We start from the raw sequence: 23,403 nt of genomic DNA, 5'->3' as shown, positions 1-23,403 counted from the left end.
AAATTACGTAGCTAATTTTACATTTTTTTAATACTACTATTGTATCATAAAATGAAAAACTTTACTTCCTGTCTCATTATTGGACCTACGATTTATCCACTTTATTACTTGAGCGGCTGTTTATTCGGCATACCTGGTTTTCTTGGATATTTATTTGGTGTCTCTTTTTTCTTTCTAATCGCTATTATATAACGAGAATCATTTGTAACCGGCAAAGTTACATCTTCTTCACTCTCTAATTTTCCACCTAATAAGGAAATAGCTTTTTTAGCTTCTTCGGTTTCTTCTTCACTCTTGGCAGCCTTCATAGCTAAAAACAAACCATTCTTTTTAACAAGTGGCAAACATAGTTCCGTTAAAATATTTAAACGAGCAACTGCTCTAGCTGTTACATAATCAAAACTTTCACGAAAATCTTTATTCTTACCAAACGTTTCCGCTCTATCATGATACAAGTAAACATTGTCTAATCCTAATTCATCACTTAATGTTTTTAAAAAAGTAATACGTTTATTTAAAGAGTCAACAATAGTAATACTCAAGCTAGGAAATACAATTTTTAATGGAATACTTGGAAAACCGGCACCTGAACCAACATCACACAAACTTAAATTTTCACCACTAAAATCATTAGCCATCGCTAACATAATTGAATCATAAAAATGCTTTAAATAAACCTCTTTTTCTTCTGTGATAGCTGTAAGATTCATTTTATTGTTCCACTCAACTAATAATTTAAAATACATCGCAAATTGAAGCATTTGGTTATCAGTTAGCGTTATTCCTTTTTCCCCTAAGGCCTGTTTAAATTCCTCTGGCGTCATATCTTTGCCTCCTAAAATAGTCTTATATTAATTTGTCGATTCTTTTTTTACAACTCTACCTTGCTCAAGATAAACCATTAAAATACTTATATCGGCTGGATTTACACCACTAATACGACTAGCTTGTGCAATCGTCTCAGGTTCAATCTTCATTAATTTTTGCTTAGCTTCAGTCGCTAAACCATTAATCGCCTCGTAATCAATATTTTCAGGAATACGTTTTGCTTCCATTCTTTTAAGTTTTTCGACTTTATCTAGAGCTTTTTTGATGTAACCTTCATATTTCAATTGAATTTCAACTTGCTCAATAACTTTATTAGGTAATTCTACTTCATTTTCTGGTAAGAATTGAGCTAACTCGGCATATGTCATCTCTGGTCTTCTTAGAAAATCTGAAGCTAATACACCATCTTTAAGACGTGAAAGATTTTTACTCTCCATAAACTGTTGAATTTCTTCAGTTGGTTTCAAACGTATATTACCTAGACGTTTTAATTCTGTCTCAATCATCTCTTTTTTAGCTAAATATGCTTCATATTGCTCATCTTTAACTAAACCTATTTCATGACCTTTTTCAGTTAAGCGTAAATCAGCATTATCATGTCGTAAAATCAAACGATACTCCGCTCTAGAAGTTAGTAAACGATAAGGTTCATTTGTTCCTTTTGTGACTAAGTCATCAATCATAACACCTATGTAACCATCACTTCGTTTTAAGACTAAAGGTTCTTTTTCTTGAATTTTTAAAGCAGCATTAATACCTGCAATCAACCCTTGACCACCAGCTTCCTCATAACCACTCGTTCCATTGGTTTGACCTGCCGTATATAAATTCTCAACTAGCTTCGTTTCTAAAGTCGGTCGTAATTGATGTGGAACTACCACATCATACTCAATGGCATAGCCACTACGCATCATCTCAGCTTTTTCTAAGCCTTCAACTGAATGAATCATCTTATGTTGAACATCTTCCGGTAAAGATGTTGATAAGCCTTGTACATAAACTTCATCCGTATGCTCACCTTCTGGCTCTAAAAAGATTTGATGGCGCGGCTTATCACTAAAACGTACAACTTTATCTTCTATTGATGGACAATAACGAGCCCCTACACCTTCCACAATACCTGTAAACATCGGTGCACGATGCAAGTTTTCTCTAATAATGTCGTGAGTCCCTTCATTCGAATAGGTTAACCAACACGGCAATTGATTTAAATTATAAGCACTATCTGGCGTAGAAAAACTAAAGTGATTTGGCATAGCATCACCTGGTTGAATTTCTGTCACAGAATAATCAATTGTGCTCCCTTTGACACGTGGTGGTGTTCCTGTTTTAAAACGGTCCATCTCAAAACCTAAAGATTTTAAACTATCGCTTAATTTAAGAGACGGTTGTGAGTTATTTGGTCCTGATGAGTATTTTAACTCCCCAATGATAATTTCACCCTTCAAGGCTGTTCCAGCCGTTATAATAACAGCTTTACTCTTATAGACTGCTCCAGTCGCTGTTACAACGCCTCGACAGATACCATCTTCAACAAGAATTTCATCTACTAATCCCTGTCTTAATGTTAAGTTTTCTTCTCTTTCAATCGTACGCTTCATTTCTTCAGCATAACGACTCTTATCTGCTTGAGCTCGTAAGGCTCTTACAGCTGGACCTTTCCCAGTGTTAAGCATCCTCATTTGAATATATGTCTTATCAATATTATGACCCATTTCGCCACCTAGAGCATCTATTTCTCTCACAACTACTCCTTTAGCAGGGCCTCCTAAAGAGGGGTTACATGGCATAAATGCAACCATATCTAAATTTATTGTTAATAATAACGTACGACAGCCCATACGCGCTGATGATAAAGCTGCTTCAGACCCGGCATGGCCTGCACCTACAACAATGACATCAAATTCTTCTCCATTATATCGTTCCATTCAATTCAATCCTCTCTTTACTTCCCTAAACAAAATTGACTAAATAATTGAGTAATTAATTCATCTTGAACACTATCTCCTATTACCTCTCCAAGGAGATCCCAACATCTAGTCATATCAATTTGAACTAAATCAACTGGCATACCTGATTCAATTCCCGTTACTACTTCTTCTAAAGCTAACTCTGCTTGTTCTAGTAACGAAATATGACGATTATTAGACACATAAGTAGCATCTTTTTCAACAGTTCCTCCATCGAAGAATAAGTCAGCAATCTTTTGCTCAAGTTGTTCCATCCCTTGACTTTTATGTACTGAAATAGCAAAAACTTCTTCCGTTACAAGGTCTTCTAGCTCTGATAAATCTAATTGACTTACTAAATCAGTCTTATTTAACAAGATAATCCGCTTCATGCCTTCTGTTACTTTCAATAAATCTTTATCTGCTTCTGTTAAAGCTTCACTTTGATTTAATACTAATAATATCAAATCTGCCTCTGCTAGAGCTTTACGACTACGTTCGACACCTATTTTTTCAACGATATCTTCTGTTTCTCGAATCCCCGCTGTATCAACTAATTTTAAAGGTACGCCACGAACGTTAACATATTCCTCAATGACATCACGTGTTGTCCCTGCAATGTCAGTAACAATTGCTTTGTCTTCTTTCAATAAATAATTTAATAAACTAGATTTACCTACATTTGGACGACCGATTATTGCTGTCGATAGCCCTTCACGTAGAATTTTTCCTTGCTTAGCTGTTTTTAATAAGTGATGAATTTGTTGCTTCACAGTTTCTGACTTTTCTAAAAGTAGTTTAGCCGTCATCTCTTCAACATCATCATATTCTGGATAATCAATATTAACTTCTACTTGAGCTAATGTTTCCAAAATTTCTTGACGTAAACTTTGGATTAGCGTTGATAAGTTCCCATCAAGCTGAGTCAAAGCAACATGCATCGCTTTATCAGTCTTAGCTCTAATAATATCCATGACAGCCTCTGCTTGTGATAGATCAACTCTACCATTTAAAAAAGCTCGTTTGGTAAATTCACCTGGTTCCGCTAAGCGAGCTCCCTGTCTTAATAGCAACTGTAGGACTTGATTAGTAACAACAATCCCACCATGACAATTAATTTCCACTACATTTTCTCTTGTGAAAGTTCTTGGCTCTCTCATAACAGAAACCATTACTTCATCAATCACTTTATCGTTTCTAGGATCTTTTATGTGACCATAGTGAATCGTATGCGTTGGGACAGTCATTAAATCCTTACTTGTTTTAAACACTTTCTTTGCAATTTCTAACGCATCATCACCACTAAGTCTAACGATACTTATTGCTCCCTCGCCTGGGGGTGTTGAAATAGCTGCGATTGTATCAAATTCACTTGTAATATTCATTAGCTCTTAACCCTCTCTATTATGTGTAATTAATTTTCGACATAGAAAAAAGTGCCCACTCCACCCCTGTTTAACCATTGGTAGATTTAGCACTTTGACTGCGGTTATCTATAATTTATATTATAACATCTCTCACTATTTATTTTACTTGATAAAATCATACTAATCAAGTAAAACTCTTTTATAAAAAACGAGTAAAGGCCAATGGCCTTTACTCGTTAAAAATTACTCTTTCACTGCTTTTCTAACACTATTAGCAACTGTTTCTGCAACACCTGGTTTAAATGCTTCAGGCATAATGTAATCGGGTGCTAACTCATCATCTGTTACCATAGCTGCAATACCATAAGCTGCTGCTATTTGCATCTCTACTGTAATATCTGTAGCACGTGCATCTAGTGCTCCACGGAAGATACCAGGGAACGCTAATACGTTGTTAATTTGATTTGGGAAATCACTACGACCTGTCCCAACGATATAAGCGCCTGCAGCTTTAGCTTCATCTGGGAAAATCTCAGGAACTGGGTTAGCCATTGCAAAAATTGTTGATTTTTCAGCCATTGTTGATACCCACTCTGGTTTTAATACGCCTGGAGCTGATACACCTACAAATACATCCGCTCCTTTAACAGCATCTTCCAATGTTCCTGTTTGATGATCTAAGTTTGTTACTTTAGCAATCTCTTGATGATGAGGTGCTAATGTATCGTCTGTTGCTGAAATAATACCTGTACGGTCAACCACTTTAATATTTTTAACACCCGCAGATAAAAATAAACGCGTAATTGAAAGTCCAGCAGCTCCTCCTCCATTTACAACAACTTGGATTTCTTCAAGTTTCTTACCTGTTAAGCGTAAACTATTTAATAAGCCTGCTAACACAATAATCGCTGTCCCGTGTTGATCATCATGGAAAACTGGAATATCTAACATTTCTTTTAAGCGTCTTTCAATTTCAAAACAACGTGGTGCACTAATATCCTCTAAATTAATCCCACCAAAAGATGGAGCTAGTGCTGCGATATGAGCAATAATTTCTTCTGTATCTTGCGTATTCAATGATAATGGCACCGCATCGACATCTGCAAAACGTTTGAATAATGCTGCTTTTCCTTCCATAACAGGAATAGCGGCTTCTGGACCTATATTACCTAATCCTAATACTGCTGAACCATCAGTAATAACAGCTACTAAATTACGTTTAGTCGTATACTCATACGCTTTTTCTTTATCATCAGCAATTGCCATACATACTGCACCTACACCAGGCGTATAAGCTACTGCTAAATCTTCCATAGAATTGATTGGAACCTTAGGAACTACTTCTAATTTTCCACCTTTTTCTTTACTTAAAGCTAACGCTAACTCTTTTACATCTGTCATTTTTACGTCACTCCTTCAATTAGAATAAGAATTTTAATAAAGCTGTCATTGTTAAAACAGTTATTGCTCCACCCAAACGTGTTGCTACTTGTGCAAAAGGCATTAGATTCATTCGATTCGCTGTTGATAGAATCGCAACGTCTCCTGTTCCTCCCATACCACTTTGGCATGCTGTAATAATAGCGGCTTCAATTGGATACATGTTCATTTTACCACCTACAAAGTATCCTGTCGCTACTACCGTTAAAACAACTGCAATTACAACTACAAAATATTGCCATGATAACATCCCTACAACATCTTTTAATGGGATATATAACATACCTAACCCAACCATTAATGGGAAAGTAAAGTTTGATGAAATAAATTTATATAACTGTTTAGAGCCTTTTTCCATATCTGATGGCAATAAACTCAAGTATTTAACTAAAGCTGCAACTAAAATCATTAAAACTGGACCTGGAAAACCTGTTAAATGTTGTAAAAGTGCTCCAGTGATAAATAACGTAGAGGCAATTAAAACACCCGCACCCATTAGACGAACATCAATTGGACTTTTATCTTCTTTCATAGCATCCGACATATCTTCACCATCTACTTTTACAAGTTGACCATTACCACATTTGTCTTGTTTTCTTTCTCCCATACGGCTTAGAAATGCTGAAGCCATAATTGCAAAGAAATTTCCTATGATTGTAGCTGGAATAAGTTGTCCAACCAACTGCTCACTTGGAACGCCTGTAATAGCACTGTACCCTAGTGATAATGGTAAAATACCTTCACCAATCCCACCTGCTAATACAGGGGTAACAATATAGAATAATGTGTGTGTTGTTCCTAAACCTAAGAGTGTTCCTAGTGTAGTCCCCACAATCATTGCTAAAATCATGCCACATAGCATTGGAACAATCATTCTCATTAAACCTTGAACTAAAATCTTACGATGCATTCCTAAAATACTTCCACATACTAGACAAGCTATATAAAAATATAAAAAGTTTGCTTGCTTCATCAACATATTTGTAGCGTCTAATGTGTTTTCATTAAATACATTAAAAAATACAAGTATTGAAGGGACAAGTAGTGACATAATCGCTGGACCACCAAAATGTTTTAATCCTGGGATACTTCCACCGATTGTTCCTAATAACCACCCTAAAGATAAAATAACCGCAAAGCCACCAATCATCGAAACTGGTAATTGCTCCAAATACGCTGTAAATAAAATAATAGCTGCTAAAACTAAATAAACTGGTAGTGGAACTGGTCCCACTTGGAACGTTTTCATTTTATCACTAAACGTTTCCTTTTTCACTTCTACATTTTCCATTCTGCTCCTCCTAAAAATAGCGCTTTCTTTTTGATTCGTTTTTAGTATACTAGGTAGAAGTGATTTATATTAAGTATTTAACTATTTTAAGTATTGATTAACTAATTTAACCAATTTTATCACTAAATGCAAAGGAGCTATTCTATATGAAATTGAAACAACTTAACTTATGGTTAAGATTAACTTTTTTAGTCTTTATAGCACTACTATTTACCCTATCTTTTTCTTATTATCAAATAAACAAACAGTTAATATATAATTCTAGAGAAAAGCAAGAACAAGATCTACTAAAAATAGGCCATCTTCTTTCAAAAAATTCTATTATTATAAATTCACTAGAAGACCAAAGTTCCAATTCTTCTCTACTAAAAGAAACCCATAATGCCGAAGAAGCTTTTAATTTAGATTTTGTAGTGGTCATGACAATGGATAAAATTAGATTAAGCCACCCCGACCATGAAAAAATATATAAAAAGTTTCAAGGCGGAGATGAAAAAAAAGCAATAAAATTTGGGGTTGCATCTGTTTCAACTGCATCTGGTACCTTAGGGGAATCTCTTAGGGGCTTTGTTCCTGTTTTTAATAACAATGGTAAAGAAATAGGTGTAATATCCATCGGTCTAACAACAAATAAACTTTCGGGACACCTTAATAAAATGAGGAAGAGTTTTTCTATCAGTCTTCTTATAAGTCTGGCAGTCAGTATAATAGCTGCAATCTTCACAGCTTATACTATAAAAAAACAGATGCACGACCTAGAACCTAATGAAATAGCTATTCTGCTTGAAGAAAGAAATGCTATGTTTGAAAATGTACACGATTCTATCATAGTAACTGACAGCAATAATAAAATAACATTGGCTAATAACTCTGGAAAATTACTTCTAAAAAAACTAGCACACACTGATTCTCCCTATTCTCATACGATTGATTCTTTAATTCCAAAACTTCAATCGCATACACAAGATCACAACTATCAATCTAATTCTGATGAATTATTACACCAAAATGGGATAGATTACCTTATATCAACTGCTCCCATTGTCGTTAGGAAAAAAAATGTCGGAAAAATATTTATTATCAGAGATATGACCCAATTAATTTCACTTCATGATCAGCTACAAAATACAACAACATATGCAACGTCCTTACAATCTCAATCCCATGATTTTTTAAATAAATTACACGTTATTTATGGACTAACAGACTTAAAAGATTATGATCAACTGACAAAATATCTAGAAAAAATATTAGAACCTGAACAAGAATTTGCAAGTCGGATGGTCTATCTGATTAAAAACCCGTTGATTGCAGGTTTCTTGATTGGAGAACGCAGTCGTTTTGTTGAAAATCAATTTCCTTTTATGGTTGAAATATCTCCAGATATCCCTACTACTATTGATCAATCTTCCATTCAAATCTGGATAAGTATGATAAAATATATCAACTCCCATATCCTAAAAATAAATTGTGCGTCTGATACCCAAATCAGACTAGGCTATCTAGAAAATAACCTTGAAACGTCTTATAGTTTTTTAATAGATGCATTAGAAGTTGATACACTAAAAAAACAACTTAATTCTACCTATTTTAAAAATGCTCTTTTAGAATCTAATAGCAGCATTCATTACGAAACACAATCTGAATGGTTTATACTTAGTATAAAGACCCCTTACGAAACTACAAAGGAGAATAAATAATATGACTTATAACGTCGTAATTGTCGAAGATGATCCAATGGTTCTCTTTATTAATCAAAGCTATCTAAAAAAAATCGATTGTTTTAATTTAATTGGTAGTGTGGATAATGAGCAGTCTGCATTAGATATATTATCTCAAAAAAAAGTGGATTTAATTTTAATTGATGCACACTTAAAACAAGGAAATGGCTTTAACTTAGTTAAATTAATTAGAAAAAAAGGGTTTACAACAGACATTATTATGATTACAGCAGAAAAAAACAGTAATTTTATTGAAGAGATGTTTCGGTATGGTGTAGTTGATTACATACTTAAACCTTTTAACTTCCAACGTTTTGAACATAGCTTAAGCACTTTTCAATCCAGAAAGAATATCCTTCATTCTAATTCACAGCTTACACAAAAAGAGGTAGATGGGCTAAAGAGCTACACCTCTATTGTCCCTGAAGAAGGTTTAACATTAGATAAAGGTTTAACACAGCCTACCCTAAACCTTATAAAAAAAACAATTTATCAAATAGACCCCCCTTTTACTATCAATGATTTAAACTCTCGACTTGATTTGTCTCACGTTTCTATTAGAAAATATATTAAATATTTAGAAGACACAGGATTTTTAACAACTGAACTCGAATACCAAACTGTTGGTAGACCTGTTTCCTTTTATTATCCAAAAGAAAAAAACTAAGCCTGAGCCTAGTTTTTTTCTTTTGGTTCCACTATAACAAATCTAAAAGGTTCCTGTCCTTCAGATTTTAATATAACATCACTATTATCTGTTAAAGCATCTCTTACTTGTTGACGTTCGAAAGATAGCATTGGGTCTAATGAGATTGCTTCATTCGTTTCAGTAACTTTTTTAGCCGTTTCTAAAGCTAATTTATTCAACGTTACTTCCCTACGTCTACGATATTCTCCTACATTTACCATTATAGATATTTTCTTACCCGAAATACGATTAACGTACATTTCTGACATATATTGTAAACTATTCAATACTTTTCCGTGCTTACCTATCAGTACACCCTGTTTTTCACAATCTAAATCAAAAGTGACATGATACTCACCTTCAATAACTTCAACAGTAGCAGGATATCCCATCTCTTTAGTTATTGATTCCAAATATTCTTTTAGTGCTGCTATAGCTTTACCTTTAGGCAGATTTCTGAGCGGAGCCGTTTCTTCCTTCGGTAACTTTTCTGTAACAGGTACTTCTTCTTCCTTCGGTAACTCTTCTGCAACAGGTACTTCTTCTTCCTTCGGTAACTCTTCTGCGACAGGTACTTCTTCTTCCTTCGGTAACTCTTCTGCGACAGGTACTTCTTCTTCCTTCGGTAACTTTTCTGTAACAGGTACTTCTTCTTCCTTCGGTAACTTTTCTGTAACAGGTACTTCTTCTTCCTTCGGTAACTTTTCTGTAACAGGTACTTCTTCTTCCTTCGGTAACTCTTCTGCAACAGGTACTTCTTCTTCCTTCGGTAACTCTTCTGCAACAGGTACTTCTTCTTCCTTCGGTAACTCTTCTGCGACAGGTACTTCTTCTTCCTTCGGTAACTCTTCTGCAACAGGTACTTCTTCTTCCTTCGGTAACTCTTCTTTAACAGGTACTATTTTCTTAGTCAACTCAGAGCCTGTACTTTTAGTTTTTATGACTACTCTTGCTGGCTTACTACCTACGCCAAAAATTCCTTTTTTAGCAGAATTTAAAACTTTAACAGTTACGTCTTCTTTTTTTAACCCTAGTTCTTTTAATCCATTCTCTAAGGCTAATTCAACTGTTTCTCCTTCGAAAACTTTAACTATTCTCTCAGTATTAGATGATTTATTTATATCCACAGTAGGAATTTGTTTTGTTTCTTTTGATACAGATTCCTCCGCATTTTTTTTAGTGGCTTCTGATGGCACTTTTTGCTGATTTACATCTGTAGTCTTTCTTAGTATCATGACTTTTGCAGGTTTGCTTTTACCTAAAGCTGGATTTTTACCTAATTCTATTACTTTAATCTTCGCTTCATTTTTTGTTAGATTTAATGTTCTTAAACCTTTTTCTAATGCCAGTTCAACAGTCTCTGCTTCAAAGATTCCCTTGTCACCTGAGTCTATTACTGTTATTTCTTTATCTACATTCTTCTCTTTAAAAGTATTATTATCTGCTTTTGCTTCTTCATTTAAAATTGTTTTTGGTGTTAACTTGACTCTTGCTGGTTTATTCTTTCCTAATCCACTTGACTTACCTAAGTCTAGTACTTTTATTTTCACCTCAGATTTAGCTAAACCTAATGATTTTAACCCTTCTGATAAGGCTTCTTCTGGAGTAGTACCCTCAAAAATATTTTCTGGTAACCTATCCGCACTAACATTTTTATTGGAAGGTATTATTTTCTCCTCTGTAATCTCTTCTTTAGGTGTTAGCATAACTTTTGCAGGTTTACCTTTTCCAATCCCAGCATTTTTACCAAGATCTAATATTTTAATTTTAACTTGATTTTTTGACATGTTTAAATCTTGAAGACCTTTTACTAGTGCCTCTTCCGCCGTTGGGCCTTCATAAACTTTAGGTATCTTAGGTTGTAGGGATACTTTTCTGTTTTCTACTATAGTTTTTTCCACTGTAGCGTTCACTTTTGGTGTTATTTCAAGAATAGCAGGTTGATTATTACCTAATACACCTTTTTTCCCCATACTCAGTACTTTTATGCTAACTTGATTCTTATTTAATTCTAGCTCACTTAAGCCTTTTTCTAATGCTTCCTCTACGGTCACGCCCTCATATTTCGGCATAAAACTTACCTCCTCAGTGACAATTCTATTTTTAACGCTTCACTCTTTTTTTCTTTGTACTTTTAGCTTTATTAAGTGCTCTTTCTAATTCTCGTTTTTGCTGTCTTTCCATTTCACGCTCACGTTTTATTTTAAACGGATTATTGATTAACAAGGTTTGACCTACTTGGAAGGCATTTGAAATTACCCAATATAAAGAAAGTCCACTTGCTAATTTAACACCCATAAATAAGATCATCAAAGGCATAAAATAAGTCATGATTTTCATAGTAGGGTTTGAATCAATTTGACTCATGCTTGATAATTTTGTACTGATAAATGTAAAGATAGCTGCTAAAATTGGTAGTATCCAATATGGATCTGGGCTACCTAATTCCAGCCATAAGAATTTCCCCGCACTCAAACCTGGAATTCTTGAAATTGATTGCCATAAAGCCATCAATATTGGCATTTGTATTAACAATGGCAGACATCCAGCAAATGGATTGACACCATGTTGATCATATAATCTTTGTTGTTCTTCTTGCAATTTACGTTTTGTTTCTGGATCTTTTGATGGATATTTTTCTTGTAGTGCTTTTATTTTTGGTTGTAATTCTTGAGTTTTTTTCATGCTCTTATTCTGATATTGCATTAATGGGAATAATATAACCCTAATAATGATAGTAAATAATATGATTCCAATTCCAGCATTACTCCCAAACGACAAAGCCTGGATCGCTCTTCCAAAATTGAATACAATATATCTTTCCCAGATACCCGTACTATTTACTGTTATATCACTAGTTCCACAACCTGATAGTATAAAGACTAGTGATAACATTCCTAATGTTAATAATAATTTCTTTTTATTCTTCACTATTAAAACTCCTCTATCTTTTTATGATATTATCCCGGCTATTTTTAATACGTGCTCTAGATTTTTTTTCACTTCTTGAGTGGTTAGATTAACAATGTTCGGTCTTGCAATTACAATCATAGAAACATCTTTATCAATACAGCCTTTTAAATTGAACAAACCTTCTCTAATTTGACGCTTTACATAATTTCTATTCACTGCATTCCCAATTTTTTTTCCTACAGATAATCCCACTCTAAAATGTTTTTGATCATTATAGCTGGCATAGACTACAAAGTTTTTATTTGCAAATGATTTTTTTTTCAACATTATCATTTGAAATTCTTTTTCTTTTTTTATACGATAGGATTTTTTCATCTTAATCCCCTTTCGCTACTATAATAAAGTTAACACTTATCATTCTAATAGTACCACAAATTATACCTATATTTACTAGTTAAATATACTCAATTATTTTATTTTTCCTAAAAAAAAAACCACTGATTAGGTCAGCGGTTTATGAGCATAAAACTTTTCTTCCTTTACGACGTCTTGTTGCTAATACGCGACGGCCGTTTTTAGTACTCATGCGTTTACGGAAACCATGAACTTTACTATGCTTACGATTATTTGGTTGGTATGTTCTTTTCATAAGTGACACCTCCTATATAAATGTTATCTTCTTATAGCTAGACAGACCTCAATAGTATACGAAAGACTGCCTATTCTGTCAACCTCTCTTCATAAAGAATATCGAGAAATATAAAAAAATAAAACTATACTTATCCACAATTTTTGTTTTAACCGCTCAATACTTTTGTTAATTGTTAATAAAATTATAATTTAAAATTTTTAGTTAACTATAAGTTATACACAAGTTAACAACTAAGAAAATGTTATCCACAATTTGAATAAAACCTGTTAAAAACACCTCTAAGCCCTTTTTTACCAGGTTAAGTTATCCACACTCAACTGTTCTTATTATTCTTTTTTCTAAACTAATTCACTACTCCCTAGCTAATTGTGGAAAACTTTTTGTTTGCTTGTTTATTTTTTTTCCACAAGAGTTGAAATTCGGTGGAAAACTTTTTTTTTTAATGCTAAAATAAGAAACGATTATTATCTTGAATAAGGAGGCACTAATTAAATGGCCGATATTAAATATATTTGGAATGAGCTTGTTGCTATTTATCGTGACAGCTTAACCGCTCCCAGTTTCAATGCTTGGATTGAACAAGCGACGCCTATTAGTTTAATCAACAATGATTTAACTATAGAGGTTCCCTCAGCCCTTCATAAGGAATATTGGGAAAAAAATCTTTCAACCAAAATAGTAGAAACTGGCTTTAAACTTACTGGTTCAGAAATAACTCCTATCTTTACCATAAAGAACGATATAATTGAAGATATTTCAACTCAACCTAAAATTGAACCAATTATATCTGATATAACAAAAGAAAATAGCAAAAAAGCTTTGCTAAATCCTAAATACACATTTGATACTTTTGTTATTGGTAAAGGGAATCAAATGGCTCATGCTGCTGCTTTGGTTGTTGCTGATGACCCTGGTTCTACTTACAACCCTTTATTTTTCTATGGTGGAGTTGGATTAGGTAAAACTCACTTAATGCATGCAATTGGTCATCAAATGTTAGTCAATAACCCCAATGCAAAAGTTAAATATGTTAGTAGTGAAACGTTCGCGAATGATTTTATTAATTCTATTCAAAATAGGACTTCTGAAAATTTCAGACAAGAGTATCGCAATGTCGACCTTCTTTTAGTTGATGATATTCAATTTTTTGCTGATAAAGAAGGGACTCAGGAAGAATTTTTCCATACATTTAATTCTTTGTACAATGATGGCAGACAAATTGTTCTAACAAGTGATCGCCTTCCAAACGAAATTCCAAAGCTCCAAGAACGTTTAGTTTCTAGATTTGCATGGGGACTTTCAGTTGATATTACCCCACCTGACTTGGAAACACGAATAGCTATTTTAAGAAAAAAAGCTAATGCTGAACGTCTAGAAATTCCTGATGATACCCTAAGCTATATCGCTGGACAAATTGATTCAAACATCCGCGAACTAGAAGGTGCTTTAGTAAGAGTACAGGCTTTTGCTACTATGAAAAACGAAGATATAACAACTAGTCTTGCAGCAGATTCGTTAAAAACATTACGTTCAATTGGTACTAATAATCAACTTTCTATTTTAAGTATTCAAGAAAAGGTTTGTGAGTACTACCACGTTCAACTTAAAGATTTAAAGGGAAAAAAAAGAGTAAAAACGATTGTACTGCCTAGACAGATAGCTATGTATCTTTCAAGAGAGCTAACTGATAACTCATTACCTAAAATAGGGGCTGAATTTGGTGGTAAAGACCATACAACCGTTATACATTCTCATGAAAAAATACAACAATTACTAGAAACCGATACCTCTATTCAAAAAGAAATAAATGATATAAAAAATAGTATCTCTAATTAAACCTGTGAATAACTCTAATAAAACCTAAAAGTTATTCACAGGTTATCAACAAGTGGATAACTTTAGAGTCTGTTTATCTTTCTATAGATATCCACAGAAGTAACAGTCCCTACTACTACTATTATTTTATATATAACTATATTAACTACCGAAAGGAACTTACTAAAAATGAAATTAACTATTAATAGAACAAGTTTTTTAAATGAATTGTCTACTGTTCAGAGAGCAATTAGCTCTAAAACAACAATTCCAATATTAACAGGTGTTAAAATAAAATTAACTACTGAAGGTTTATCCTTAACAGGAAGTAACGCTGATATTTCAATTGAAACATTTTTAACGAAAAATGATACTAAGGCACAAATGCTAATAGAAGAAACCGGTTCTATTGTTCTACAAGCTCGTTTTTTTGGAGAAATAATAAGAAAATTACCCGAAAATACTGTTACTTTGGAAGTATTAGATAATAAGCAAGTAGCTATAACCTCTGGTGCAGCAGAATTTGTTGTTAATGGCTTAGATGCAGATAATTACCCTCAACTACCTGTAGTTGATGAAATTAAGCAACTACAATTACCTGTACGCGTTTTAAATAAAATGATTAATGAAACAAGTTTTGCTATTTCTCAACACGAAAGTAGACCTATTTTAACAGGAGTACACTTTATTTCGAGCAGTTCTAGACTTTTAGCAGTAGCTACCGATAGTCATCGTTTAAGTCAACGTGTGATACCTTTAGAAGATGTACAAGAAGATTTTGATATAGTAATTCCAGGAAAAAGTTTATTAGAATTGTCGCGATCATTTAAAGATGAAGAAGAAATAGTATCTATTAGTATTATGGAAAATCAAGTGTTGTTTAAAACAGCTAATATGTACTTTTATTCACGATTATTAGAAGGAAAGTATCCAGATACCAATCGTTTAATACCGACAAGTTTTTCTACAGAGATTTCTTTTAATGTAGCTAACTTACTGTCAGCTATAGAAAGAGCCTCATTACTATCACATGAAGGCCGAAACAATATTGTTAAATTAGCTGTTTCAGATAATAAAGCTACTATCTATGGCAATTCACCTGAAATAGGAAATGTCCAAGAAGAAATTAATTATATTGAAATGACTGGAGATCCTTTGGAAATTTCTTTTAATCCAGATTATATGAAAAGTGCTTTAAAAGCATTTGGCGGTATTGACATTGTTATAAAATTTATTTCACCAATTCGACCGTTTACATTAGAACCGACAGATTCAGAAATTTCATTTATTCAATTAATAACTCCTGTAAGAACAAATTAAAAAAGAAGAGCCAGATTTTCTAGGCTCTTCTTTTTTATGCAAAAAATTCGTTTTAAGGGGTAGAATATTAAATAGATTAAAACTATCTAAAAGAGCTATCGGTCGCCAGAAAGAGAAAATATACGGTTTATTTGTTTTTTAAGTATAAAAAATGGTATAATGTATAAGAAGAAATAGGTTTAAAAGAAGGTGAGAAAAATTGAAAAATACATTTAAATTAAAAACGGAATACATAACATTAGGACAATTTTTAAAAGAAATAACTGTTATCTCAAGTGGTGGTATGGCAAAGTGGTATTTAAGAGAAAATGTAATATTTGTTGATGGAGAAATAGAAAATAGACGTGGGCGTAAACTATATCCAGGAATGATGATTGAAATACCTGAAGAAGGTACTTTTTTTATGGAAAAAAATGAAGAACTAATAACTGAGGAAGTTTCTGATGAGAGTAACTAACATCCAATTAGAAAATTATAGAAATTATGAGAAACTGTCATTAGAATTTAGCCGTGATTTAGTTATTTTTTTAGGTGAAAATGCTCAAGGTAAAACTAATTTATTAGAAAGTATCTATGTTTTAGCCATGACTCGAAGTCACAGGACAACTACTGAAAAAGAATTAATACAATGGGACAAAGATTATGCTAGATTATTAAGTTATATTGAGAAAAAAAATCATGGGATAAGTTTAGAAATGGCCATTTCTAAAAAGGGTAAAAAAACAAAAGTTAATCATATAGAACAAAAAAAATTAAGTGACTATATTGGAGAACTTAATGTAGTATTATTTGCGCCTGAGGATCTTTTTTTAATCAAAGGCGCGCCACAAATCCGGAGACGTTTTGTTGATATGGAGTTGGGACAGATAGACCCTATTTATTTACATCATCTAACAACTTACCAAAAAGTTTTAAAACAAAGAAATAAATATTTAAAACAGTTAGCATTTAAAGGTAATAAAGAAGGTGATGAGTACTTAGATGTTCTATCTGAACAATTAGCAAATGCAGGTAGTAAGGTTATTTTCTCAAGATATCAATTTATAGAAAAATTGGAAAAATGGGCTCATGATATACATCAAGGGATTACAGACAGTAGAGAAACTTTGAAAATGAAATATGAATCAAGTGTTTCAGTGAAAGAAAATATGAGTCAAGAAGAAATTGAGTCTATTTTTTTTAATGAGCTAATGAAAAGTAAACTAAAAGAACTTCATAAACAAACAACATTATTTGGACCACATAGAGACGATTTATTATTTTATATAAATGATCAAGATGTTCAAACATATGGCTCACAAGGGCAGCAGAGAACCGCTGCGCTAAGTTTGAAACTAGCAGAGATAGAATTGATTAATTCTGAAATCGGTGAATATCCAATCTTATTATTAGACGATGTTATGAGTGAACTTGATGATGAAAGACAAATTCATTTATTAAAAACTATTGAAGGCAAAGTTCAAACCTTTGTAACTACAACTACATTAAAGCATTTAAAAAATAGATTGCAGAGTGAACCAGAGATATTCATGGTGACAAAGGGCAAGGTAGAGAGGAAGAGTGAACAAGAGTGACTGATGAGATTAAAGAGTATGAAAAAGATAAAGCAAATGAATACGATGCCAGTCAAATCCAAGTTTTAGAGGGACTCGAAGCTGTAAGAAAGCGTCCAGGTATGTACATTGGTTCAACTAGTGGTCAAGGGTTGCATCATTTAGTATGGGAAATAGTAGATAATTCAATTGATGAGGCTTTGGCAGGATTTTGTACGGAAATTAATGTTGAAATCGAAGAAGATGGTAGTCTGACTGTTATAGATGATGGACGTGGAATTCCAGTTGGGATTCAAGAAAAAACTGGACGTCCAGCGGTAGAAACAGTCTTTACTGTTCTACATGCAGGTGGGAAATTTGGCGGTGGCGGCTACAAAGTATCTGGTGGTCTCCATGGTGTAGGTTCATCTGTTGTAAATGCTTTGTCATCTCAACTTGATGTAAAAGTGTATAAGGATGGAAAAATTCATTATCAAGAGTTTAAACGGGGTGTAGTGGGTGATGACTTAGCGATTATTGGTGAAACAGATCGTCATGGTACAACAGTACATTTTACCCCTGATCCTGAAATATTTAAAGAAACGGTTGAATTTGAGTTCGAAAAACTTGCTACACGTATGCGTGAACTAGCATTCTTAAATAGGGGTCTTAAATTAACCATTGAAGATAAAAGAGAAGCATCAGCAGAAAAACGTGAGTTTCATTATGAGGGTGGAATTAAGAGTTATGTAGAGCACCTAAATGAAAGTAAAACTGTTTTATTTGACGATCCAATATACACTGAAGGAGAGCAACAAGACATAATGGTTGAGGTTGCAATTCAGTATACAGATGGTTATCATGCTAATATTTTGAGTTTTGCTAATAATATTCATACATATGAAGGTGGAACTCATGAATTTGGATTTAGAACAGCTTTAACACGTGTTATAAATGACTATGGACGTAAACAGAAGCTCATTAAAGAGAATGAAGAGAATTTAAGTGGGGAAGATGTACGTGAAGGAATCACTGCGGTTATCTCAATTAAGCATCCAGAACCACAATTTGAAGGTCAAACTAAAACTAAATTGGGAAATTCTGAAGTTAGAACAGTAACAGATAGACTTTTTTCAGAGGCCTTTAATAAATTTTTATTGGAGAATCCAACAGTTGCTAAAAAAGTAATTGAAAAAGGGATACTGGCTTCTAAAGCACGTATGGCTGCCAAACGTGCTCGTGAGGTTACTCGACGTAAAGGTGCACTTGAAATCAGTAATTTACCTGGGAAATTAGCAGATTGTTCAAGCAGAGACCCAGAAAAGTCAGAATTATTTATCGTCGAGGGTGACTCAGCCGGTGGTTCAGCTAAACAAGGTAGAGATCGGGAAACACAAGCTATTCTTCCTATACGTGGTAAGATTTTAAATGTAGAAAAAGCGAGTATGGATAAAATTTTAGAAAATACAGAAATTCGTTCATTATTTACAGCCATGGGAACTGGATTTGGAGATGATTTTGATATTTCTAAAGCTAGATATCATAAATTAGTAATTATGACTGATGCGGATGTTGATGGAGCACACATTAGAACATTATTATTAACTTTATTTTATAGATTTATGAGACCGATAGTTGAGGCTGGTTATGTTTACATAGCTCAACCTCCTTTATACGGAATCAAACAAGGGAAAAATATAACTTATATCCAACCAGGAAAAAATGCAGATGAAGATTTGGCTAATACAATTAAAGAATTACCAGCAACGCCTAAACCTAATATTCAACGATATAAAGGTCTTGGAGAGATGGATGATCATCAATTATGGGAAACAACAATGGATCCTGATAGACGCATGATGTTACGTGTGACAGTTGATGATGCAATTAAAGCTGACCAAGTATTTGAAATGTTAATGGGAGACAAGGTTGAACCTAGAAGAAACTTTATAGAGGCCAATGCTCGTTATGTTAAGAATTTAGATATTTAGAAGAAAGGAGAAAACTATGTCTGAAGAAATTAGAGAAAATGTAAAAGAGGTTAATCTAACGAGTGAGATGGAAGATTCTTTCATAGATTATGCAATGAGTGTAATCGTATCACGTGCGTTACCGGACGTTAGAGATGGATTAAAGCCGGTTCATCGTCGTATTTTATATGGTATGAATGATTTAGGTGTAACGCCAGATAAGCCACACAAAAAATCAGCTCGTATCGTTGGAGATGTTATGGGGAAATATCATCCTCATGGTGATAGTGCTATCTATGAATCAATGGTAAGAATGGCACAACCGTTTAGCTATCGTCAGATGCTTGTAGACGGACACGGAAATTTTGGGTCTGTAGATGGAGATGGTGCAGCTGCAATGCGTTATACGGAAGCCCGTATGAGTAAAATTGCATTAGAGATGCTAAGAGATATAAATAAAGATACAGTAGACTTTGGCAATAACTATGATGAGACCGAGAAAGAGCCTCTTGTTCTCCCGGCTAGATTTCCTAATTTATTAGTTAATGGTACTACAGGTATTGCTGTTGGGATGGCAACGAATATTCCACCTCATAATTTAGGGGAAGTAATAAATGCTACAACTTTATTGATGGATAATCCTGACGCAACTACCATGGAATTGATGGAAGTATTACCTGGTCCAGATTTCCCAACAGGTGGCTTGGTGATGGGGAAATCAGGCATTAGAAAAGCTTATGAGACAGGAAAAGGTTCTATTACAGTTAGAGCTAAAGTTGATATAGAAGAGATGAAAAATGGTAAGGAACGTATTATTGTTACAGAATTACCATATATGGTAAATAAAGCGAAACTAATTGAACGAATTGCTGAGCTAGGTCGCGAAAAACGAGTAGAGGGTATGACCGATTTACGCGATGAGTCTTCGCGTGAAGGGATGAGAATTGTTATTGAGGTTCGTCGCGACGTGAGTGCTTCTGTCATTTTGAACAATTTATATAAAATGACAGCATTACAAAGTTCTTTTGGTTTTAATATGCTTGCTATTGTTTCTGGTGAACCTAAAATTCTGAGTTTAAAGTCTATACTTAATCATTATATTACTCATCAGGAAGAAGTAATTAGAAGACGTACAGAGTTTGATAAACGTAAAGCGGAAGCGCGTGCCCATATTTTAGAAGGTTTACGTATTGCATTAGATCATATAGATGAAATTATTCGAATTATTCGTTCTGCGGAAGCAGAAGATGTTGCTAAACAAGAATTGATAACAACATTTAGCTTATCAGAAAGACAAGCTCAGGCCATATTGGATATGCGTTTAAGACGTTTAACAGGTTTGGAACGAGATAAGATTGAAAAAGAATATCAAGAATTAATAGCATTGATAGCTGATTTAAAGGATATTCTAGAAAATCATCATCGTATAGTGGAAATTATAAAAACAGAGCTTCAAGATGTTAAGGATAGATACGATGATCCTAGACGTACAGAATTGCTTGTAGGTGAGGTTCTAAGCCTTGAAGATGAGGATTTAATAGAAGAGGAAGACATAGTTATTACTTTAACACATAATGGCTATATCAAACGTTTAGCTAATTCAGAATTTAGAGCGCAGAAACGTGGTGGCCGAGGAGTTCAAGGAATGGGCATGCATGATGACGATTTTGTAGAAAATCTAGTGTCATGTTCAACTCACGATACGTTACTGTTCTTTACTAATAATGGAAAAGTTTACCAGGCTAAAGGATATGAAATTCCGGAATATGGAAGAACAGCCAAAGGAATACCTATTATTAACTTATTAGGAATAGATTCTTCTGAAAAAATAGAAGCAATCATCAGTGTTGAAGGAAATGCCTCTGAAGATAACTATTTATTCTTTACAACACGTCAAGGTGTAGTAAAACGTACAGCAACAAGCTCATTTTCAAATATAAGAAGCAATGGGCTAATAGCAATTAGTTTGAGAGAAAATGATGAACTTATCAACGTATGTGTAACAGATGGTACTAAAAAAATAATTATAGGTACACATTTAGGTTATTCGGTTACATTTGATGAAAATGATGTAAGAGATATGGGAAGAACAGCTACAGGTGTTCGCGGTGTTAGATTAAGAGATGATGACTATGTTGTTGGTATGTCTATTATTGATGATGATTCCGAAGTTCTTATTATTACTGAAAAAGGCTATGGAAAACGTACAAAAGGTTCCGAATATCCTGTCAAAGGTAGAGGTGGTAAAGGTATTAAAACTGCTAATATAACGGATAAAAATGGACCTTTATCAGGGTTAACTACAGTTGATGGTTCAGAAGATATATTATTAATTACGGACAAAGGAGTTATTATAAGGTTTAGTGTTGAGTCAGTTTCTCAAACAGGTCGATCAACACAAGGTGTTCGTTTAATTAGATTAGAAGAAGATGCAACTGTTTCAACGATGGCAAAAGTAGAAGCAGAAGATGATAAAGAAGAAAATTTAGAAGATAAAGTAAGAGAGTAAACAATGCTTGATTTTCAAGTGTATAGAGTGTATAATAGCAAGATGTTAGTAGTCTATTTATAGATATACTTTCCTTGCTCTATTATAAATATTAGAGCCAAAGTCCATAAGGAGGTGAAATATCAATGAACAAAGCAACGAATTATGAAATCATGTATATTATTCGTCCAAACATTGATGAGGAAGCTAAAACTGCATTAGTAGAACGTTTTGACGCTATCTTAAAAGATAATGGTGCTGACGTTTTAGAATCGAAAGATTGGGAAAAACGTCGTTTAGCATACGAAATCAAAGATTGCCGTGAAGGTATCTACCACATCGTAAAAGTTTCTTCAACAACAGCTGACGGAATCAATGAATTTGATCGCTTAGCTAAAATCAATGACGGAATCTTACGTCACATGATCGTTAAAGAAGAAAACTAAAATGTTTCACGTGAAACATTTTGACGGAAGGGGATGGAGATATGATTAATAATGTTGTACTTGTCGGCAGATTAACAAAAGATCCTGATTTAAGATACACTTCTAATGGCTCAGCTGTTGCTAGTTTTACGTTAGCTGTAAACAGAAATTTCACTAACCAAAGTGGGAACAGAGAAGCTGACTTCATTAATTGTGTAATTTGGAGAAAGCCCGCTGAAACATTAGCGAATTATACACGAAAAGGCTCTTTGATAGGGGTAACTGGTCGTATTCAAACGAGTAGTTATGATAATCAACAAGGTCAAAAAGTTTATAGAACAGAAGTTATCTGTGAAAATTTCCAAATGTTAGAATCTAAAAATGTTAATGAGCAAAGAATACAAGAACCACGTTTTGATAATAACCAAGGTGCAAGTGCACCTAGTTATCAGCAACAAGGTGGAGCACCATCATTTGACCAGTCTTCATCATCCTATTCAAAAGATATGCCAAGTTTTTCGAGAGACAGCGATCCTTTCGGGAATGCTGCGAAAATTGATATATCCGATGATGATTTACCATTCTAAAATAGAAGAGGAGGCAAAATGATGGCTCAACAAAGAAGAGGCGGCGGAAGAAAAAGACGTAAAGTTTGTTACTTCTGTGCTAACCATGCAGACCACGTTGATTATAAAGAGGTAGAATTACTAAAAAGCAGATTTATTTCTGAAAGAGGTAAAATTTTACCACGTCGTGTAACAGGTACATGTGCTAAACATCAACGTACTTTAACAGTTGCAATTAAACGTGCACGTATTATGGGATTATTACCATTCGTTGCAGACGAACAATAATCTTATTAGGAGTAATGCAATTGCATTACTCCTTTTTTGTTTAAAGCAAGGATGTTCCACGTGAAACATCTTTGCTTTAAACAAAAATAGAATAACCAATTGATGTGAGAAATCAAGTAAGTATGGTAGAATATACTTATATTAGACAAT

20 protein-coding genes are annotated in these 23,403 nt (G+C 33.7%); 11 read left to right on the top strand and 9 right to left on the bottom strand.

Annotated elements, in window-relative coordinates:
- Positions 1–104: 104 nt before the first annotated feature.
- The 5 genes from rsmG to CBF31_RS08175 all read right to left on the bottom strand — a co-directional run bounded on the left by rsmG (position 105) and on the right by CBF31_RS08175 (position 6,875).
- Positions 105–824, bottom strand: coding sequence for a 16S rRNA (guanine(527)-N(7))-methyltransferase RsmG (gene rsmG / locus CBF31_RS08195; RefSeq protein WP_126831892.1), 720 nt, complete (start codon positions 822–824; stop codon positions 105–107).
- Positions 825–851: 27 nt separating this feature from the next.
- Positions 852–2,756: a tRNA uridine-5-carboxymethylaminomethyl(34) synthesis enzyme MnmG gene (gene mnmG / locus CBF31_RS08190; protein WP_126831891.1), complete on the bottom strand. Its 1,905-nt coding sequence runs from the start codon at positions 2,754–2,756 to the stop codon at positions 852–854.
- Between the two features lie 17 nt (positions 2,757–2,773).
- Entirely contained in the window at positions 2,774–4,162 is a 1,389-nt protein-coding gene (gene mnmE / locus CBF31_RS08185; protein WP_126831890.1) for a tRNA uridine-5-carboxymethylaminomethyl(34) synthesis GTPase MnmE, read from the bottom strand.
- Positions 4,163–4,387: 225 nt separating this feature from the next.
- Positions 4,388–5,545: an NAD(P)-dependent malic enzyme gene (locus CBF31_RS08180; protein WP_126831889.1), complete on the bottom strand. Its 1,158-nt coding sequence runs from the start codon at positions 5,543–5,545 to the stop codon at positions 4,388–4,390.
- Between the two features lie 19 nt (positions 5,546–5,564).
- Positions 5,565–6,875 (bottom strand): 2-hydroxycarboxylate transporter family protein, encoded by a 1,311-nt coding sequence (locus CBF31_RS08175; protein ID WP_126831888.1) that lies wholly within the window; start codon positions 6,873–6,875, stop codon positions 5,565–5,567.
- A 146-nt stretch (positions 6,876–7,021) separates the two neighbouring features.
- Between CBF31_RS08175 and CBF31_RS08170 the strand changes: the two genes are divergently transcribed.
- Both CBF31_RS08170 and CBF31_RS08165 read left to right on the top strand, forming a co-directional pair.
- A complete protein-coding gene (locus CBF31_RS08170) occupies positions 7,022–8,575 on the top strand; it encodes a Spo0B domain-containing protein (protein WP_126831887.1) in 1,554 nt (517 codons plus the stop codon).
- Between the two features lies 1 nt (position 8,576).
- Positions 8,577–9,263, top strand: a complete 687-nt coding sequence (locus CBF31_RS08165) for a response regulator (protein WP_126831886.1) — start codon at positions 8,577–8,579, stop codon at positions 9,261–9,263.
- An 8-nt stretch (positions 9,264–9,271) separates the two neighbouring features.
- On the opposite strand, the gene jag is transcribed toward CBF31_RS08165, so the two are convergent.
- From jag to rpmH, 4 genes are all read right to left on the bottom strand, one after another.
- Entirely contained in the window at positions 9,272–11,356 is a 2,085-nt protein-coding gene (gene jag / locus CBF31_RS11220) for an RNA-binding cell elongation regulator Jag/EloR (protein ID WP_245977941.1), read from the bottom strand.
- A 31-nt stretch (positions 11,357–11,387) separates the two neighbouring features.
- Positions 11,388–12,215, bottom strand: a complete 828-nt coding sequence (locus tag CBF31_RS08140) for a YidC/Oxa1 family membrane protein insertase (protein ID WP_126831885.1) — start codon at positions 12,213–12,215, stop codon at positions 11,388–11,390.
- A 21-nt stretch (positions 12,216–12,236) separates the two neighbouring features.
- On the bottom strand, positions 12,237–12,572 hold the full coding sequence (gene rnpA / locus CBF31_RS08135) for a ribonuclease P protein component (protein ID WP_126831884.1): 336 nt from the start codon (positions 12,570–12,572) through the stop codon (positions 12,237–12,239).
- A 139-nt stretch (positions 12,573–12,711) separates the two neighbouring features.
- Positions 12,712–12,846, bottom strand: a complete 135-nt coding sequence (gene rpmH, locus CBF31_RS08130; protein WP_126831883.1) for a 50S ribosomal protein L34 — start codon at positions 12,844–12,846, stop codon at positions 12,712–12,714.
- A gap of 495 nt (positions 12,847–13,341) precedes the next feature.
- On the opposite strand from rpmH, the gene dnaA reads away from it, so the two are divergent.
- The 9 genes from dnaA to rpsR all read left to right on the top strand — a co-directional run bounded on the left by dnaA (position 13,342) and on the right by rpsR (position 23,253).
- A complete protein-coding gene (dnaA, locus tag CBF31_RS08125) occupies positions 13,342–14,685 on the top strand; it encodes a chromosomal replication initiator protein DnaA (RefSeq protein ID WP_126831882.1) in 1,344 nt (447 codons plus the stop codon).
- A gap of 168 nt (positions 14,686–14,853) precedes the next feature.
- On the top strand, positions 14,854–15,984 hold the full coding sequence (gene dnaN / locus CBF31_RS08120; protein WP_126831881.1) for a DNA polymerase III subunit beta: 1,131 nt from the start codon (positions 14,854–14,856) through the stop codon (positions 15,982–15,984).
- 199 nt (positions 15,985–16,183) lie between these two features.
- Positions 16,184–16,441 carry a S4 domain-containing protein YaaA gene (yaaA, locus tag CBF31_RS08115; RefSeq protein ID WP_126831880.1) on the top strand — a complete coding sequence of 86 codons (258 nt, stop codon included), beginning with the start codon at positions 16,184–16,186 and terminating at the stop codon, positions 16,439–16,441.
- Positions 16,428–17,558: a DNA replication/repair protein RecF gene (recF, locus tag CBF31_RS08110; protein WP_126831879.1), complete on the top strand. Its 1,131-nt coding sequence runs from the start codon at positions 16,428–16,430 to the stop codon at positions 17,556–17,558. The genes yaaA and recF overlap by 14 nt, the downstream gene beginning before the upstream one ends.
- Positions 17,559–17,566: 8 nt before the next feature.
- Positions 17,567–19,507 carry a DNA topoisomerase (ATP-hydrolyzing) subunit B gene (gyrB, locus tag CBF31_RS08105; protein WP_415674401.1) on the top strand — a complete coding sequence of 647 codons (1,941 nt, stop codon included), beginning with the start codon at positions 17,567–17,569 and terminating at the stop codon, positions 19,505–19,507.
- 16 nt (positions 19,508–19,523) lie between these two features.
- Entirely contained in the window at positions 19,524–21,995 is a 2,472-nt protein-coding gene (gene gyrA / locus CBF31_RS08100; protein WP_126831877.1) for a DNA gyrase subunit A, read from the top strand.
- Between the two features lie 125 nt (positions 21,996–22,120).
- Complete coding sequence (gene rpsF, locus CBF31_RS08095) at positions 22,121–22,420, top strand: 30S ribosomal protein S6 (RefSeq protein WP_126831876.1); 300 nt, start codon at positions 22,121–22,123, stop codon at positions 22,418–22,420.
- 41 nt (positions 22,421–22,461) lie between these two features.
- On the top strand, positions 22,462–22,986 hold the full coding sequence (gene ssb, locus CBF31_RS08090; protein WP_126831875.1) for a single-stranded DNA-binding protein: 525 nt from the start codon (positions 22,462–22,464) through the stop codon (positions 22,984–22,986).
- 21 nt (positions 22,987–23,007) lie between these two features.
- Positions 23,008–23,253, top strand: a complete 246-nt coding sequence (gene rpsR, locus CBF31_RS08085) for a 30S ribosomal protein S18 (protein WP_126831874.1) — start codon at positions 23,008–23,010, stop codon at positions 23,251–23,253.
- Positions 23,254–23,403 lie beyond the last annotated feature (150 nt).

This window comes from Vagococcus fessus (assembly GCF_003987565.1).
Lineage (GTDB): Bacteria > Bacillota > Bacilli > Lactobacillales > Vagococcaceae > Vagococcus_D > Vagococcus_D fessus.
The sequence above is the reverse complement of the archived record's forward strand: the minus strand, read 5'-3'. Positions and strand labels throughout refer to the sequence as shown.